The 17,443-nt window shown below is 44.6% G+C and carries 14 protein-coding genes; 7 read left to right on the top strand and 7 right to left on the bottom strand.

The features are described 5' to 3' along the window. Positions 1-6 precede the first annotated feature (6 nt). Positions 7-1,443: a tRNA uracil 4-sulfurtransferase ThiI gene (gene thiI, locus HRR27_RS04330; protein ID WP_173271243.1), complete on the bottom strand. Its 1,437-nt coding sequence runs from the start codon at positions 1,441-1,443 to the stop codon at positions 7-9. 386 nt (positions 1,444-1,829) lie between these two features. Here thiI and HRR27_RS04325 point away from each other — a divergent pair, with 386 nt between their 5' ends. From HRR27_RS04325 to panD, 4 genes are all read left to right on the top strand, one after another. Further along, positions 1,830-2,801 carry a class 1 fructose-bisphosphatase gene (locus tag HRR27_RS04325; RefSeq protein WP_173271241.1) on the top strand — a complete coding sequence of 324 codons (972 nt, stop codon included), beginning with the start codon at positions 1,830-1,832 and terminating at the stop codon, positions 2,799-2,801. Positions 2,802-2,984: 183 nt separating this feature from the next. Further along, positions 2,985-3,512 carry an inorganic diphosphatase gene (ppa, locus tag HRR27_RS04320; protein WP_173271239.1) on the top strand — a complete coding sequence of 176 codons (528 nt, stop codon included), beginning with the start codon at positions 2,985-2,987 and terminating at the stop codon, positions 3,510-3,512. Between the two features lie 283 nt (positions 3,513-3,795). Beyond that, a complete protein-coding gene (gene ppc / locus HRR27_RS04315) occupies positions 3,796-6,582 on the top strand; it encodes a phosphoenolpyruvate carboxylase (protein ID WP_173271237.1) in 2,787 nt (928 codons plus the stop codon). Between the two features lie 265 nt (positions 6,583-6,847). Beyond that, the gene (panD, locus tag HRR27_RS04310; protein ID WP_173271235.1) at positions 6,848-7,243 is read left to right on the top strand and encodes an aspartate 1-decarboxylase; all 396 of its coding nucleotides are present in this window, start codon (positions 6,848-6,850) and stop codon (positions 7,241-7,243) included. 143 nt (positions 7,244-7,386) lie between these two features. Here the strand turns inward: panD and HRR27_RS04305 are convergent, their stop codons facing one another. From HRR27_RS04305 to pcnB, 6 genes are all read right to left on the bottom strand, one after another. Beyond that, entirely contained in the window at positions 7,387-8,142 is a 756-nt protein-coding gene (locus HRR27_RS04305; RefSeq protein ID WP_173271233.1) for an OmpA/MotB family protein, read from the bottom strand. Beyond that, complete coding sequence (locus HRR27_RS04300) at positions 8,132-8,917, bottom strand: motility protein A (RefSeq protein WP_173271231.1); 786 nt, start codon at positions 8,915-8,917, stop codon at positions 8,132-8,134. The genes HRR27_RS04305 and HRR27_RS04300 overlap by 11 nt, the downstream gene beginning before the upstream one ends. Positions 8,918-8,983: 66 nt before the next feature. After that, entirely contained in the window at positions 8,984-9,832 is an 849-nt protein-coding gene (panC, locus tag HRR27_RS04295) for a pantoate--beta-alanine ligase (RefSeq protein ID WP_173271229.1), read from the bottom strand. A gap of 23 nt (positions 9,833-9,855) precedes the next feature. Further along, a complete protein-coding gene (gene panB / locus HRR27_RS04290; RefSeq protein WP_173271227.1) occupies positions 9,856-10,662 on the bottom strand; it encodes a 3-methyl-2-oxobutanoate hydroxymethyltransferase in 807 nt (268 codons plus the stop codon). A gap of 146 nt (positions 10,663-10,808) precedes the next feature. Next, entirely contained in the window at positions 10,809-11,300 is a 492-nt protein-coding gene (folK, locus tag HRR27_RS04285) for a 2-amino-4-hydroxy-6-hydroxymethyldihydropteridine diphosphokinase (RefSeq protein WP_243830881.1), read from the bottom strand. After that, complete coding sequence (gene pcnB, locus HRR27_RS04280) at positions 11,297-12,691, bottom strand: polynucleotide adenylyltransferase PcnB (RefSeq protein ID WP_341829822.1); 1,395 nt, start codon at positions 12,689-12,691, stop codon at positions 11,297-11,299. Before pcnB ends, folK begins: the two co-directional genes overlap by 4 nt. Positions 12,692-12,945: 254 nt before the next feature. Here pcnB and HRR27_RS04275 point away from each other — a divergent pair, with 254 nt between their 5' ends. From HRR27_RS04275 to HRR27_RS04265, 3 genes are all read left to right on the top strand, one after another. Beyond that, positions 12,946-13,398 (top strand): methyltransferase family protein, encoded by a 453-nt coding sequence (locus HRR27_RS04275; protein ID WP_173271222.1) that lies wholly within the window; start codon positions 12,946-12,948, stop codon positions 13,396-13,398. A gap of 232 nt (positions 13,399-13,630) precedes the next feature. Continuing rightward, positions 13,631-14,635 carry a tryptophan--tRNA ligase gene (trpS, locus tag HRR27_RS04270; protein ID WP_173271220.1) on the top strand — a complete coding sequence of 335 codons (1,005 nt, stop codon included), beginning with the start codon at positions 13,631-13,633 and terminating at the stop codon, positions 14,633-14,635. A gap of 352 nt (positions 14,636-14,987) precedes the next feature. After that, complete coding sequence (locus HRR27_RS04265) at positions 14,988-17,423, top strand: methyl-accepting chemotaxis protein (protein ID WP_173271218.1); 2,436 nt, start codon at positions 14,988-14,990, stop codon at positions 17,421-17,423. Positions 17,424-17,443 lie beyond the last annotated feature (20 nt).

The following is a 17,443-nucleotide window of genomic DNA, read 5'->3' as shown; positions in this document are numbered from 1 at the left end:
AACGGGTTATAAAGGGCGATACACCCGAACATTGTTAAACCCTTGATCGCGTAAATACTGAGCGTGCAATTGGCTCATCACCCCTTTGTCGCAATACAGTAAATACGCTTTATCTTGTGCCAACTTTTTAAAGTCCGCACCCAATTGATTAAACGGCACACTTAAATGTTGCAATGCCAATGGATGTGCTTTCTTCTCCTCAGGACGACGAATATCAATCAACACTTCATCAGTGACAACATGCACAACTTCCACCGCTTGACGCTGATTTACATCCGCCACAATCTGATCAACATTAATGGTTTGTGCTTCAGCCACTGCCCGGTCTAAGACCCTCATATCAAACAGCGCATCTTCTTTTTGCGCGCGTTCAAAAGACGCATTCGTCACAGGGTTACGCGAAATCACCCCACAATATTCCGGCATGGATTCGGCATACTCTCGGGTACCAATTTGATCCGCTATCGCCATAATCTGCGGCTTATCCATCACCGCCAGCGGACGCAAAATCAACTTACTACTGGCCGCATCAATCACAGCTAAATTGCGCAAGGTTTGACTGCTGACCTGTGCAACACTTTCGCCAGTAATCAGCACGTCAATATTCATCTGCCCAGCCACTTGCTCAGCGGCTTTTATCATTAGGCGCTTCAGCATGACCCCCATATAACTCTCATGCGCGCTACGCAGAATTTCTTCGACTACAGCCTCAAACGGCACACTAACAAACTTAACCCGATGCGAAGCACTAAACTTGGCCCATAAATACAGTGAAACCTGCTTAACCCCAATTTCATGGGCAGCACCACCCAAATTAAAGAAAATAAAATGGGTTTTCACCCCCCGCTTCATTGATAAATAACTGGCAACCGTGGAGTCAAACCCACCCGACATCAAAGACAAAACCTCGCCTTGCCCCCCCATAGGAAAACCACCCAACCCCACGAACCGATCGGTAATGACATTCAAGGTTTGATCATACAAATCCAACTTAACGGTAACCTGTGGACTGTGTAAATCCACGCCTGCACTGGTACCCTGCTCAAACAGATACGAACCAACATAGCGTGCAATATCGCCCGATTTGAACGGATGGCTGCCAGTACGCTTTACCCTAACAACAAATGTTTTACCCGCGATTTTATCCAAATAAAATTCAGCCGCTTTTTCGGCAATCATTTGCAAATCATCACCCGTCTGAAAGTCTTTAACTTCTAAAACCTGTTCAATTCCAGGTGTGCGTCCTAATAGGTTGCGCACCGGCGCGTGCAAATCATCAGGACAGTAAACCTCAAGTTTATCGTGAAAACGTTTTACCTTTATTTGCTCATCAATGCGCCCGACTAAGCGTTTTAGATTCTCAGTCAGCTGCATCGTCATGCGTTTTTTTAACGGCACGCCTTTGACCATAATTTCAGGGAAAAACTTAATAATAAACTTCATGACACTTATCTCTTAACGCACATCAACCCGCTTTTTACATCGACTCAACGTAATCAAATATTTTAACTAACCCTATATTTTACCCGATTCACCAAGACGGCTGTTATTATCATCACGAGAGGTTAATAATGAACCGCTTCACTGAAAAACAGTCTCCCCCTACAAGCACTGCTTGCGAAAGCCACTTCGCTGTCCGCCTTCAACCTATCGCCTATTTGGCTTTGGCTATCCCCATGCACACAAGCATATAATTGACACCCCGCAACCCCATGCTTAAGTAAATAGAGACTTGTTCTGTGCCTCTCTAGGTAAAAGTTTGCGAATTACCACATCAACGGGTATCATTAGCGCAATTTTTTTTATCAATCTAAACAGCGAGAAACTCGATGAAAAGACTTGACCAAGTATTGGCTGCGGAAGGCGTTCCAGCAGAATTAGAACTAGTAATCAATGATGTTATTGTTGCGTGTAAAGACATCGCTTTCAAACTTCGTCAAGGTGAACTAGCCGGTATCCTAGGCGCAACAGAAGACGAAAACGTTCAAGGTGAGACGCAAAAGAAATTGGACGTTATCTCTAACGACCTATTAAAAGACATCCTAGTGGCTAACCCATACGTTCGTGGTATCGGTTCGGAAGAAGAAGATTACACCGTTGCTGGCTCTGCCGCAGGTAAATACCTAGTTACTTTCGACCCACTAGACGGTTCTTCAAACATCGACGTTAACCTTTCTGTTGGTACGATCTTCTCTGTACTTGAAGCGCAAGACGACCAGTCTGGCGACAACCAAGAAGTATTCCTACAAAACGGTCGCAAACAAGTTGCTGCCGGTTACGTACTGTACGGCCCATCTGCGCTTTTAGTGATGACAACTGGTAATGGTGTTAACATCTTTACTCTAGACACAACAGTAGGTGAGTTCATCCTAACCAAATCAGGCATCCAAATCCCTGCTGACACCGCAGAATTTGCAATCAACATGTCTAACCAACGTTTCTGGGAACCAGAAATGAAGCAATACATTGATGACTGTCTACTTGGTGAAGAAGGTCCTCTAGGCAAGCGTTACAATATGCGCTGGGTAGCGTCTATGGTTGCAGAAGTTCACCGTATTCTTATGCGTGGCGGTATCTTCATGTACCCATACGACAAGCGTGATCCATCTAAAGCCGGTAAACTTCGTCTGATGTACGAAGGTAACCCAATGTCGATGATCGTTGAACAAGCTGGCGGCGCGTCTTCAACTGGACGCATGGACATTATGGACGTTGCGCCAAAAGGTATCCACGATCGCGTTCCAGTGGTACTTGGTTCAAAAAATGAAGTGGCTAAGGTCGTCGCTTACCACAGCAAATAATCGAATCTAACTTAGATTCACAACACCCGTAACAAGGTAACCAGGAAGGCACGAAGACATCACGTTTTCATTACCTTAACGGCGGACTTGTTACGGGTGTTTTCGTTTTAATATTAAAAAATAATTAATGACCAAAAGGACTTTTCACCTTAGCCCTCACGGTCGATTTATAAGGAAATTACTATGGGTTTTGCAGCTGTACCAGCCGGTAAAGACGTACCAAATGATGTTAACGTTATCATTGAAATTCCAGCATTTGCGCCACCAATCAAATACGAAGTCGACAAAGAGACGGACTTAGTTTGGGTTGACCGTCTTCAAGGCTCAACACTTTCTTACCCAGCCAACTACGGCTACATCAACGACACGCTTTCTGACGATGGCGATCCGGTCGATGTTTTAGTGGTCACCCCTCACCCTCTTTTAGTGGGTTCGGTCATTCGTTGTCGTCCAATTGGCATTTTCAAAATGACCGATGACGGCGGCCAAGATGCTAAAGTCATTGCGGTTCCGGTTGATAAACTTTCACCTATCTACTCTAAGATTGAAAAAGTTGAAGACATACCATTACTTAAAGAGCAAATTGAACATTTCTTTAGTCACTACAAAGATCTTGAACCAGGTAAATGGGTCAAAGTTGATGGCTGGGGTGATGTAGAAGAAGCTCGTAAAGAGATTCTTGCCGGTGTCGCCAGCTACCAAAACAAATAAGTTTTAGTACAGTTCCGCAAAAACGCCGATCTCTATCGGCGTTTTTTATATCCTTTGGTAAGACAACAAACTCCTCACACCAACAGAAGCGTTTATCAACGCACCTATTTTTAGCACCATTGCTAGCAATGCCGCACCACTTTAACGCACTCGGTTCAAAAAGCATCGCTCAGCCGACGAAAACAGCTGATTAATCAAGCGATTGCCCGCGCCTTCAAACCAATCATAAAAAAATTCTGGTACAATATCGGCTAATTTTGTTTACTTAAATTTGAGTGAGAATATGGCAGAAAATCGTGATAAGCAGCTACGCGCGCGAGTGAAGCTTTTAGGGAATATATTAGGTAAAGTCATCGAAAAACAGGTTGGCAAAAAAACCTTCGATGCTGTAGAAAAACTACGTAAAGGCTATATCCTGCTTCAAAAAGAAGACGACCCGCAACTTCGTGCGGAACTCACCCGCTTTATTCAAGAACAGACGCCTGATGATTTAAATTTAATTATTCGCGCTTTTAATCTCTACTTCAGCCTAGTCAATTTGGCTGAAGAGGAGCACCAGTATCACGAACGTCAAAGCCAATTACGTTCCGATGGTCCTCTATGGACAGGTTCAGTTCTCAACACGATTGCCGAATTTAAAGACAAAGGCTTGGATGGCGCACAAGTGCAAACACTGCTCTCCAAACTCAACTATATTCCGGTTTTCACCGCACACCCAACTGAATCAAAACGCCGCTCAGTGATGGACAATTTGCGCCGCGTATTCCTAGATATTGGCACACTAAACGAAGCCGATAACTACAACAACGATTACGCAAAAGACTCGATTCATCAACAACTTGAAACACAAATTCAAGTACTTTGGCAAACCGACGAAGTACGTCGACAAAAACCAACCGTTGAAGACGAAATTCGCAATGGTATCTACTATTTCCGTCAATCCTTGTTTGATGCTGTGCCAACAGTCTATCGCTACATGGATCGCGCCCTGGCAAAACACTATCCAGACGATGCGATTGAAACACCCAATTTTTTAACTTTCGGTTCGTGGATTGGTGGTGACCGTGACGGCAACCCATTTGTTACCCACAACACCACAGAGCACGCGCTTTTACTCCAAAGCCGCGCGGTAATTTATGAATACCAAAAACGGGTTTTTGATTTAAGCTCAAAATTGACCCATTCAAGACATCTATGCGACATCTCACAAGATGTGATTAATCGCGCTACCATTTGCGATACCGACTTGATTCGTGCGGTCTTCAAAAAACGCCCAGAACGCTTTAAAGATGAGCCTTATCGCCGTTTTCTATACCTAATGCACGGCAAACTTAAGCACAATCTTGAGTATATTGAAGCCTCATTAAATGATGAATCTTTCGAGAAAAGTCCTTTAGCTTATGAGTCCGAAAACGACTTCTTACACGATCTTGAACTGATTTTCGATTCACTCTGCGGGCACGGGGATTTGAATGTTGCCGAAGCAGAACTACTGGACCTCATACGCTTGGTAAAAACCTTTGGGTTCTACCTAATGCGTCTCGACATTCGCCAAGAATCGACCGTCCATACCGATGCTGTAGCAGATTTGCTGCAACATTTAAATATCGACTACAACACCCTAAGCGAAGCAGAACGCATTAGCGTCCTTGCGCAACACGTTGCCTCTGCAACGATTATCGACACGCAGCACCTGCAATTACAAGAGATGACGCAAGAAGTCTTAGAAGTCTTTCATGTAATGCGCAAAATGCGTCAAGAAATCAGTCCAAAAGCGTTTAACAACTACGTTATTTCAATGACTCACTCCGCCAGCCATGTCATGGAAGTGCTCTTCCTTGCCCATCAAGCAGGTCTAGCAGGTTATAACGCAGGAAAACCGTATTGTAATGTCAATATCAGCCCTCTATTTGAAACCATCGAAGATTTAGAACACATTGTTCCAGTGACGAAAGACCTATTGGACAACCCGACTTATAAAGACCTGTTGCGCGCTTCCGGCAACCAGCAAGAAATCATGTTGGGCTATTCCGATTCTGCCAAAGACGGCGGCAATCTGTCTTCTTCTTGGTCACTGTATCAAGCACAACAACAAATTATGAAATTAGCGGATGCGCACGGCATTGATTGTCGTCTATTCCACGGACGCGGCGGTACTTTAGCGCGAGGAGGCGGCCCAACGCACCACGCAATTCTATCGCAACCGACTGGAACCGTTCGCGGCTCAATCAAATTTACCGAGCAAGGCGAAGTCTTGTCATATAAATACAGTAACTCAGAAACCGCCATGTATGAGTTATCTCTTGGTGTCACAGGCCTAATGAAAGCCAGTTTGAACTTGGTTAGACCTGTCAAACCAGATAACGAAAAATACCTGCAAGCGATGCAACAGCTGGCCCGCGACGGCGAACACTGCTATCGTGATTTGACCGACCATACGCCAGGGTTTTTTGACTTTTTCTATCAAGCAACCCCTGTTACCGAAGTGGGACTACTCAATATCGGTTCACGTCCATCGCACCGTAAAAAGGGAAACTTGTCGAAAGAGTCAATTCGCGCAATTCCATGGATTTTTGGCTGGGCGCAAGCGCGTCTTACCTTTCCAGCATGGCAAGGAACGGGCTATGCGTTAAATAAATGGATTGAAGAAAACGGTCCAGAAACACTGCAAGAGATGAATCATAACTGGCCATTTTTTAACGCCATCGCCAGTAACATTCAGATGGCGCTGGTCAAAACCGATGTCGTTATCGGCAAAGCCTACAGCCATCTTGGACGTGACCAAGCCGTTGCGCAGACGGTCTATCAAAAAATTGCCGATGAGCACAAACGAGCGTGCGCGCGTATTTTAGAAATCACCGACAATGAATACTTAATGGCCGACAACCCAACGATTGCTCTGTCACTGAAACGCCGCAATCCGTATTTGGTGCCGTTAAACAATATTCAAATTGAAGTACTGCGCCGTTATAAAAACGAGGCGTTGAGCGAAGAAGAGCAAGACAGATGGCTACCACCTTTATTAAACAGCATTAACGCGATTGCCGCGGGGATGCGAAATACAGGTTAACCGATTTCGCTCCATGTTATCAGGCGCCAAGACCGGATTTCCGCTTGGCGCTTTTTGCTTAGCACGTTTTATCTAACTCGAACACATCGAAACGCCGGCAAGGGGTTAGATTGCTGCTGAAGGTTTAGGCAGTAAAAATGGCGCTCGGAAAACCTAAGCATTTATCAAAATTTAAAAATTCAGTATAATAGCGGGCTTATATTTGCGGATTGCGCAGCCAAAAGCGAAACAATCCTCCTATAGATTCGCGAAAGACGAGAAAACTATGCAAATCACTTTATTAAAATCTAAGCTGCACCGTGTCAAAACGACTCACGCAGAAGTCGATTATGAAGGCTCTTGCGCCATTGACGGCACTTTAATGGATGTCGCTGAGATTCGAGAATACGAACAAATTCAAATTTATAACGTCAATAACGGTGAGCGCTTTACCACTTATGCAATTCGAGGTGAAGAAAACAGCGGAATTATCTCGGTGAATGGCGCAGCGGCTCACAAAGCCTCGCCCGGTGATGTATTGATTATTGCGACCTATATCGCTATGTCCGAAAAGGAAGCGGAAAACTTCAAACCCAAAATGGTGTATTTTGAAGAGCATAGCAATAAAATATCGCACACTAAAAATACCATTGCAGTTCAAAAAATGGATATCGCTAGCTAAAAAGTAAATTATTCCAATTTCAGTTCAGCTCAATTATCCAAACAAAAAGCAGCATTCTGATTTATCGGATGCTGCTTTTTGCTAGGTGAGCACTCAAGCCACTCCAATGAATTTAGTAAGACACCGAATAACAGCAAATGCGTTTAATGTTGCATCGCCATTTTTTCATTTTGCTCGCCCATAGATAACAGCAAAATTTCTACACGGCGATTTTTGGCAAAAGCCTGCTCGGTCTGACTTTTATCAATCGGCTGAGTGTCGGCAACGCCAATTGCTTGAACCTGTTCAGGACGCACACATTCGTCTTTAACCAGCTGGGCAACCACCGAAGACGCCCTGGCACTGGATAACTCCCAATTATTCAGAAAACGACCGCCAGTTATCGAGCGGCTATCAGTATGCCCAACCACTTTGACCAACAATGGCTGTTTTTTTAAATCGGCCAGCTTGCGCAAAAGCACCACAAAATGCGGTTTTAACTCAGCACGCCCAGCATCAAATGCAATCTGCTCAGGAAAAACCAACTTAATTTGATTACTCTGCTCAGCAAACTCAATCTTAACCGCCTGCTCTCCTAATAATGAGAAACTGCTCTGTAACTGTTTATACAAGCTCTGCATTTCTCTGGTCGATTTGTCCACCTCATCCGTTTGTGGGTTTTCAATCACAGGCGTTTGCGCATCAATGCCCTGCTGTACTGACTGAAAAAAAGAGGTTTGCTCTGGCGTTAACTCATCGCCATTACCTAGGGTTTCGTTAAAAGATTCAACTACCGCCTTGTACTTCACAATATCAACCGATGACATAGCAAACAACAAAACAAACAGTGCCATCAATAACGACATTAAATCGGCAAAGGTTGCCATCCATGCAGGACTCCCTGATGGCTTACTGCTCATCACCTTTATCCTGCTGTTTAGATTTAGCGGTACCCTGTAAATAAGGCGCCAATAAATCCCGCATAACCGCGGGATTATGGCCTCTGGCAATCGAATCAACCGCTTCAATAATCATCGCTTGTCGATAAGTTTCATTTTTAGTCCAAGACGCAATCTTATCCGCCACGGGTAGTGCAAATAAGTTGGCAATCATTGCGCCATACAGAGTCGTCAACATCGCCACGGCCATCGCGGGGCCAATCGCCGAAGGATCACTTAGGTTAGAAAGCATCTGCACTAAGCCCACTAGAGTGCCAATCATGCCAAACGCCGGAGCGGCTTCACCAATTGAACGAAACACGCCAGCACTCGTTTCCGCTTTATCATTCAGCAAATTCGTTTGCTCACGCAAACTCTGCGCAACTAACTCTGGGGAATAACCATCCACCAACATTCGCACACCATTTTGATAAAAACGATTACCTACCTCAAACTCCTCCATCGCCAATACGCCTTTAGCGCGCGACAAACGAATCAATTCTTCGGTAATATCAACCAGCTCATTTAAATCCGTTGTTTCTTTATTCAACTTCAGAGCGTGAAAAGACATCCCAATGGCACTTAATGAATCTGCTAAAGAATAGCGAATCATCGTGGCGGCAGCCGTACCGCCAACCACAATCATAATACCGGGAACGTTGAAAAAAACCCCAAGCGAAACCCCCTCACCCATCGCCATAGCGATCAGCACAATGATGATGCCAGCGAGTAGACCAATAAGGGTGGAGTAACTCATAAGAAACCTTTGCTTAAGACACAGATGTGCAAAAAAGGCATAAAAGCCATGTTTAACGCACTTATCTTATATCAGAATATTATCCAGCAAGCGGGTTGTTCCAAGCCGGGCAACGCCTAAAATGACAAACTCTTGATCGAAATCAGTCGATTTTTGTAAGGTTTTTGGCTGACAAATCTCGATATAGTCAACCTGATCAAAACCTTCCCTTAACAAACGCTGCTGAGCAACTTCACAGAGAGCGAAAAAATCGCGATTACCCGACTGCAAAGCGGCGGCAATGTCTTGTAAAACGACCTGTAATTTAGGCGCAATCTGACGCTGTTCAGCGCTCAAATACTGGTTACGCGAACTCAGTGCCAAACCATTTTTATCACGAGCAATCGGCGCTGCAATGATTTTGATCGGCAAAGATAAATCCTCGACCATCATCTTTATCACGCGCAATTGCTGATAATCTTTCTGCCCAAAAACAGCACAATCTGGTTGTACCATATTAAACAACTTCAGCACCACCGTACTGACACCGTCAAAATGCCCTGGACGGACAGCACCTTCTAGGTTTTCAGTTAAACTGGCCAACACTTTAACTAAGGTCTGTTGTGCCGTACCATGCGGATAAACTTCCTGTACACTCGGGAAAAACAGCAAATCCGCCCCCTGCTCACTGAGCAACTTTTTATCCGCTTCAAAGGTTCGTGGATAGCGGTCAAAATCTTCATCAGGACCAAACTGCAGTGGATTAACAAACACACTGCAGACAACCTTATCGGCTTTTTGCTTGGCAACATCCACCAAACTTAGGTGCCCTTGATGTAAGTTCCCCATCGTAGGCACAAATGCCACCGTTAACCCTTGGCGCTTCCAACCTTGCACCACTAAACGCAATTTACTAATCGTTTCAATGACTTGCATTTTTAACACCCAATACCGTTAAATTATTCCGCTACCAAATGCGATGAATCAGGAAAAGTACGCGCTTTCACTTGCGCAACATAAGCGCCGATTGCCGCCTGAATAGACCCCTGACCAAACATAAAATTTTTACTAAACTTCGGCGCCTTACCCAAAGTCACACCCAAAATATCGTGTAAAACCAAAACTTGTCCGGATGTATGCACACCAGAACCGATGCCAATAACGGGAATGGATAAGGCTGCGGTAATTTTTTGTGCCAGTCCAGCCGGCACACATTCCAACACCAACATATCCGCACCGGCCTCTTGCAAAGCCAATGCCGCATCAAACAAGGCCTGCGCCGAAACAGCATCCTTTCCCTGCACCTTATAACCGTGTTTTTCCACAGACTGTGGCAATAAGCCTAGATGCCCACATACCGGAACACCTAACTGAGCCAAGGCTCGGATAATCGGCACCACACGTTGCGCCCCCTCAAGTTTAACCATATTCGCGCCGCCCTCTTTCATCAAACGGCCGGCGGCTTGCAAGGCGCTCTCAATCGTGGCATCGCTCATAAATGGTAAATCAGCAATACAATAAGCTGGGTGCTGCGCTTGTGCGTTACCGCGCTGAACCAACTGCGTGTGGTACACCATATTATCTAAGCTCACTGGCAAGGTAGTTGAGTGTCCTTGCACCACCATCCCAAGTGAATCGCCTACCAACAAAACATCAACACCAGATTGCGCCGCCCAATAGGCTTGCGAGGCATCATATGCCGTTAGACAAGCTAAAGCCTCGCCATCCGCAAGGGTTTTTTGTAGGTTTGATAAACGTTTACGCATGGTGTTTTCCTAAAATATCAGCGGCAATTTACGTAATCTTACTTTTAAGAAGCCGCCTCGTGACTCGCTTGAAAGCGTGACAAGAAGCGCATAATGTAACCTAAATGAAGGGATATTTGAACTGAGAGAAGCGCCCGCAGTTGGTTTTATTCAACCGCAAGCGGGAGCAAAAAACTCTGCTGCAAGTTTTTTAATAGGGTATCTATCGTCCCTAACCCGGGTATGTCGATCGCTGGAGCGATTTCTGCCAGTGGAACGAGCACAAAATCGCGCAGATGCATCTGTGCATGGGGAATCGTTAGAGTTTCGCTGTGTAAAGAGATTGCGTCATACAGCAAAATATCCACATCCATCGTGCGCTCGCCCCAATGACGTTTTCTAACTCGCCCCAACTGCATTTCAATATTTTGACACAACGCCAACAACGCCAAGGGCTCAAGCGAAACCTCTAAGCGACAAACCGCATTCACGTAATCCGGCTGGTCTTGCGGCCCTAAAGGCTTGGAAGCGTAGAGTTGAGAAGAAACCAACGAATGCACTTCCGGCTGCGCTTGCAGCAGCCTCAAAGCCTCTTTAATTTGTTGAACAGGGGCATCAAGATTCGCCCCCAACCCAAGATAGGCGGTATGAATTTTCACGAATCTTTAGGCGCTGAACTTTCGCCATTTTGGCTACGTTTACGGAAGAAATTACGGTTACGACGCGGTGGACGACGTTTGCGCTTATGCTGTGGCTTTAAATCTGAGGCAAAAGCGACACGTTCAACCGGGGTTTTTTCTTGATATTCCGTCCACCAGTCAAAAAGATGCTGCTCGGCCGTCTCTCCGGCGGCAACGCGAATCCCAAGAAAATCGTAAGCCGCACGAAAACGCGGATGCTCTAACAACTCTTGCGCCTTGTCACCATGACGCTTTGGCAGACGATATTGCAAACTCCAAATCTCGCGAATTTGGGCAGTGAAGCGTTTAGGTATCGCTGTCTGTTTAATCTGTTGCTCGATCACTTCATTCGCGGCAGCAAACAACGCATTTTGATGCACTTCACCTTGATCCATCAACGCTTGCTTACGTTGCTGCATTGGCTCCCAAAGCAAAGCGGAAAACAAAAACGCCGGATTCACACTTTTACCTGAACGAATACGCTCGTCAGTGCTTTTCAATGCCTCAATGACCAACATCCTCGGAAAGCCTTCACTTTCTTGCTCTAGCACTTTTTCAGTTTGCGGGAACAGATGCTCAAAAAGTCCGTAATGACGTAATTTTTCAAAAACCTGGACCGCAACACCGCTATGGAAAAGTTTAAGCACTTCTTCAAACATTCGGGCATTAGAGACATCGCTCAGCAAAGGCGCGAGTTCACGTATTGGTGCTTCCGATTGCTTCTCAATTCTAAAGCCTAATTTTGCTGCAAAACGTACAGCGCGAATCATCCGTACAGGATCTTCTCGATAACGCGTTTGCGGATCACCAATCAGACGTATCAGACCTTTTTCAATGTCTTCAATTCCCTGATGAGTGTAATCAAGAATCGAATAATCTTTCACGCTGTAATAGAGTGCGTTTACCGTAAAATCACGACGCCAGACGTCCTCTTCAATGCTGCCGTAAATATTGTCTTGCAGAAGACGTCCACTCTCATCAACTTCGCGCGTTTGCGCAAATTTTTTGCGACCGAAAAATCGACCACGCGCTTGCGGTGCCGTTTGATCATGACCTCGGAAGGTAGCTACTTCAATAATATTACGACCAAAACGAACGTGCGCTAAACGAAAGCGTCGCCCAATTAATTGGCAGCGTCGCTGGAATACCTGCTTAACTTGTTCAGGCTCGGCATTGGTGACAACGTCAAAATCTTTCGGCTCAAGCCCTAAGAGTAAATCGCGCACACAACCACCGACAAGATAGGCATCATAGCCGGCGCGCTTCAACGGATAAAGAACATCCAAAGCGGCACGATCAATGTCATCGCGGGAAATATTGTGGTCGTCTCGACTTAAAACGAAGGGTGGTTGATGATCCTCAGCTGTCACGGGCTTAGGGCTGGAAAAAAAGGCGCTTATTTTTCGGATAAAACTGTGCATAGATTTTGTTGTTAACTACCATATACTGCTAAGGACTTGACACCACTGCCAATAAAACAAACGGTGCAGCCAATGCTAAAAGGCGTTTACGAATCTTACAGAAACTATTCGCAACCCTTGAACTAAATTTTCCTCATTTTAACGCCTTTTGCTAAGACTGCAATCAAAGCCACCAACTTTCGCTTTAAACGGGACAAATCAGTATGCACCAAAAACTCAAACACCCAATTTACTCTTACAGTTTAGTCAGTGGCCAATTTGGCCTAATCGGCGCTTTAGCTGTGTTTGCTTTTCCGGCTAACTGGCCAATTTGGAGCCTGTTTTTTTATGCCGCTGGTACACTGCTTGGGCTATGGGCTCTAAAGACAATGCATCTCGGTCACTTTAATATCGTGCCAGACCCACTGCCACACTTGGCCGTCGTCACCACTGGACCCTACAGGTTTATCCGTCATCCGATGTATGCCGCCATTTTACTTTTCTGTTTGCCTCTGCCACTACTTGATGGCCAACTTACGAGCGCTTGGCTTTATTTTGCCTTATTCGCGACACTGCTTTTAAAGCTGCATTACGAAGAGACTTTAATCTGCCGGCAAGTAAGCGACTATCGAATCTACCAAACCCATACCAAAAAACTCCTTCCATGGGTCTTTTAAAGATGAATGAGAGACAGAACGAGAAATCCCAGAATATTTTTCCATTTGAAACATTGCGTAAACAAACCTTCTAACCAGCACAATAATTCACCTCACTAGGCGATGCGGACTTATTCCGTGCCACCCTAGCGATTCATGCTTAAAAATGCGAAAATACGCGCAAATTTCAACCTGCTACTGATAAATCAACGATGTAAACGGCACCTTTTAAGGGATTTAGAGAACACAGATTATGCATAAACCGACCTTATTAAGCGGCATTCAGCCCTCCGGCGACCTGATGATTGGCAACTACATTGGCTCAATAAAAAATTGGGTAACCATGCAAGATGATTACAATTGTCTTTTTTCGCTCGTCAATATGCACGCCATCACAGTTGAACAAAATCCCGAAGAGCTGCGCAATCGCAGTTTAGATTTTGTTGCTTGGTATCTCGCCTCTGGCATTAATCCGGACAAAAGCACTGTTTTTATCCAATCACATGTACCAGAACATTCCGAACTAGCATGGATTTTAAACTGCTCGACCTACATGGGCGAACTTAATCGCATGACGCAGTTTAAAGATAAATCGGCGAAACACTCGGCCAACATCAATGTCGGGCTATTTGATTATCCCGTCTTGATGGCGGCAGATATTTTGCTGTACCAAACGGCGATGGTGCCCGTCGGCGCGGACCAAAAACAGCATTTAGAATTAACCCGTGATTTAGCCATGCGCTTTAATAGCAAATACCAACGCGATATTTTCACTGTGCCGGAACCGTTCATTCCACCGACAACCTCAGGCGGTCGAATTATGAGCCTGCAAGACCCACTATCAAAAATGTCTAAGTCCGATGAAAACAAAAATAACTTTATCGCGCTGGGTGATGATCCGAAATTGATTCTCAAAAAGTTCAAACAAGCGGTGACCGATTCCGATTCGCAAATCCACTACGACCTTGCCAACAAACCAGGTATATCCAATTTACTGACGATATACTCAGTTATTAGCGGTCAATCTATTGACGAAGTGACCAAACACTTTGAGGGAAAAATGTATGGCCACCTAAAAGTCGAACTCGGTGAATTGGTTGCCGACTATTTAGCACCAATCCAAACAAAGTTTAAACAAATTCGATCTGATGAGGCGGAGCTCAAAGCCATTTTAGCAGACGGCGCAAAACAAGCCCGCGCGCAAGCGCAAGTAACGCTTGCCGAGGTGCATAACGCCATCGGTTTTGTGAGTCCATAATAACTTTCGTATAACTATCACAGCAAAAAAGTACCTTTCGCTAAGGAGACACAAAATAAGTCCCTAGGCCAATAAGGTGCTTTTCTATTTCATCACTACCTCAAAACGCTAAGATTCCGTTAAAAGAGCCTTACAGCAGACCAAAGTTAACTTAAATCATATTCAACTGCAATAAATCACCACAGGGTTTAAGACTGTCTACATTTATTAGCATGAATGCATCAAAATTAGCAAATATAGTGAAAAATATAGGCCAATTGGCCGTTTTGAAGCGCAACGAAAAACCAAAATTCTCAAATCATGAGACCAATCTTTTCCAAAAGCGAACACTGCTTAAACTGGAGGCATTACGATGCAACAAACCTTATCTGGGAAATCCACAAAACTGTTACTCAGTCTATACCTGGTTATCTTTTTGATAATCAATGGACTTGGTGCCACTCTCATCATCCAAAGTTCAGATAACTACCATAAAAATATAAGTGAACTGCAGGCACAGATTTACGAAAAACAACTGATTTTTAAAGAGCTTCAATCACAGATGGGTTATGGCAATATGATCCATAACTTCAAAAACTTTATTTTACGCGGCGAAACAGATTACCGCACCTCTAGCTACCCAGCAAAATTCCAAGAAAATATCGACAAAATTAACGACCTAATTGCCCGCTACCAAAAAGTCGAAACACCAACCGAAGAAGAAATTAAAGAGCTTTTAGCCATTCAAAACACAGTGAAGCAATACACTCAGCAGATGGAATTGGTTAAACAGTTGAAAGCCGAAAATGCACCAATTAACTACATTGACTCTCAAGTTGTTGTCGATGACCGTCCCGCGATGAATGCGATGCAAGATTTATTTACTCACATGCAAGAAAGTGGCAGCACACAGTTAAAGGCATTGAATAAAGAAATTAAAGCCTTCCAAATCAGCCAACTGTTGACTCTGATTATTGTATTAGCACTGCTTAATTTATTGGCCATTGAAGTATTGGTTCGTCGCGGGCTAATCAAACCACTTATCCACCTTAGTGAAAACATTCGCCGAATCTACAAAAACCAAGACGAGGTGAACCTTGACATCAAAATTCCAGTCGAAGGCGCGAAAGAGACCCACGAACTCGGCATATACATGAACAAATTAATCAGCACTGTGCGCAAACACATGAACAGCGCAGAGACCGTTAAACACGTAGTTGACCAGTCTTCAACCAATATCATGATTGCCGATGAAGATTTAAACATCACTTATATGAACGATTCGATTTTACATACCCTAAAAAACGTCGAAATCGATATTAAAAAAATGTTGCCACACTTTAAAGCCGATGATCTGATTGGCAAAAACATCGATATTTTCCACGTAAATCCAGCCCATCAACGTAAGCTGTTAAAACAACTTAACGACACCTATGTCGCCTCCTTAACATTAGGCGACCTCCATCTGCAGATTATTGTTAATCCGCTTTGGGATATCGATGGCAAACGCAATGGCTTCGTCACCGAATGGAAAGACGTATCACAAGAAGTCAAACTAGAAAAAATGCAAACCGCCGTGGAAAACAACTTAAAAACCATGGTCGAAAAAGCGGCAAAAGGCCATATTGGCGAACAAATTGATGTAAGCGCATTAGATGGCTTCATTCATGATCTCGGCGCGCAAATCAATCACATGTCCAAAGCAATTGCTGCCGCTAACCAAAATATTGCCGATGTCATTATCGAACTCTCTAAAGGCAATTTAACCGACCGAGTGACCGGTGCATTTGAAGGCGGACTGGGTGAAATAAAAAACGCCATCAACACCTCACTAGACAATTTATCCAGCACTTTGGCAGAAGTGAACAATACCGTGCATGAAATCGCCAACGACATGCGCGAAACTTCACAGCGCAACGAAGACCTTTCTTCTCGCATCCAACAACAAGCAGCCTCAATTGAAGAAACAGCAGCCACAATGGAAGAAATGACCTCAACGATTCGCAACAACGCATCAAATGCCAAACAAGCGGACCAACTAACAGGCCAAGCGTCCAGCAAAACCAAACAAGGTTCGGCAATTATGACGAAAACCATTGAAGCAATGGAGGAGATTAAAACCTCTTCTGAACAGATTGTACAAATTATCGGATTAATTGATTCCATCGCCTTCCAAACCAACCTATTGGCGCTTAACGCTGCCGTTGAAGCGGCTCGTGCCGGCGAACATGGTCGAGGTTTTGCCGTGGTAGCGGGAGAAGTTCGCGCACTGGCGGGTAAATCGGCAAATGCGGCGAAAGAGATTAAAGATTTGATTGACCGTTCGGTCGAAAAAATTCAACAAGGCACAAAATTAGCACAAGAGTCCGGAGAATCTTTAACCCAAATCAATGATGCGATTAGCCAAGTTACCTCTATCGTAGCGGAAATCGCCTCCTCTTCTAACGAGCAGGCACAAGGCGTTGAACAACTTAACCAAGCAATTGCTTCACTAGACAGCAACACTCAAGAAAACGCCCTTTTAGTGGAAGACTCAGCCCGAAGTGTTGCCATTATTGAACAGCAAACAAGTGGCTTGGTTGAACGCATGCAAGAGTTCAAAATTGGCAATGAATTTCTCAACGCAGCGCGTTCAAAAGCCAAACAGCAAAAGCACGTCGCCCCGCAGGCCGCTCCAAGCCAACCTGCTAAGAAAACCTTAGCACCGGTTAGAGCCAACACTTCGCTACCGCCTGCAAAAATCAAAAAACAGGAAATTATCAGCCCAATCAAAAACAACACGCGCGATGAAAGCTGGGAAGAATTTTAATCAACAAATTGGCTAGCAAA

The organism is Thiosulfatimonas sediminis (assembly GCF_011398355.1).
GTDB lineage: Bacteria > Pseudomonadota > Gammaproteobacteria > Thiomicrospirales > Thiomicrospiraceae > Thiomicrorhabdus > Thiomicrorhabdus sediminis_A.
The sequence above is the reverse complement of the archived record's forward strand: the minus strand, read 5'-3'. Positions and strand labels throughout refer to the sequence as shown.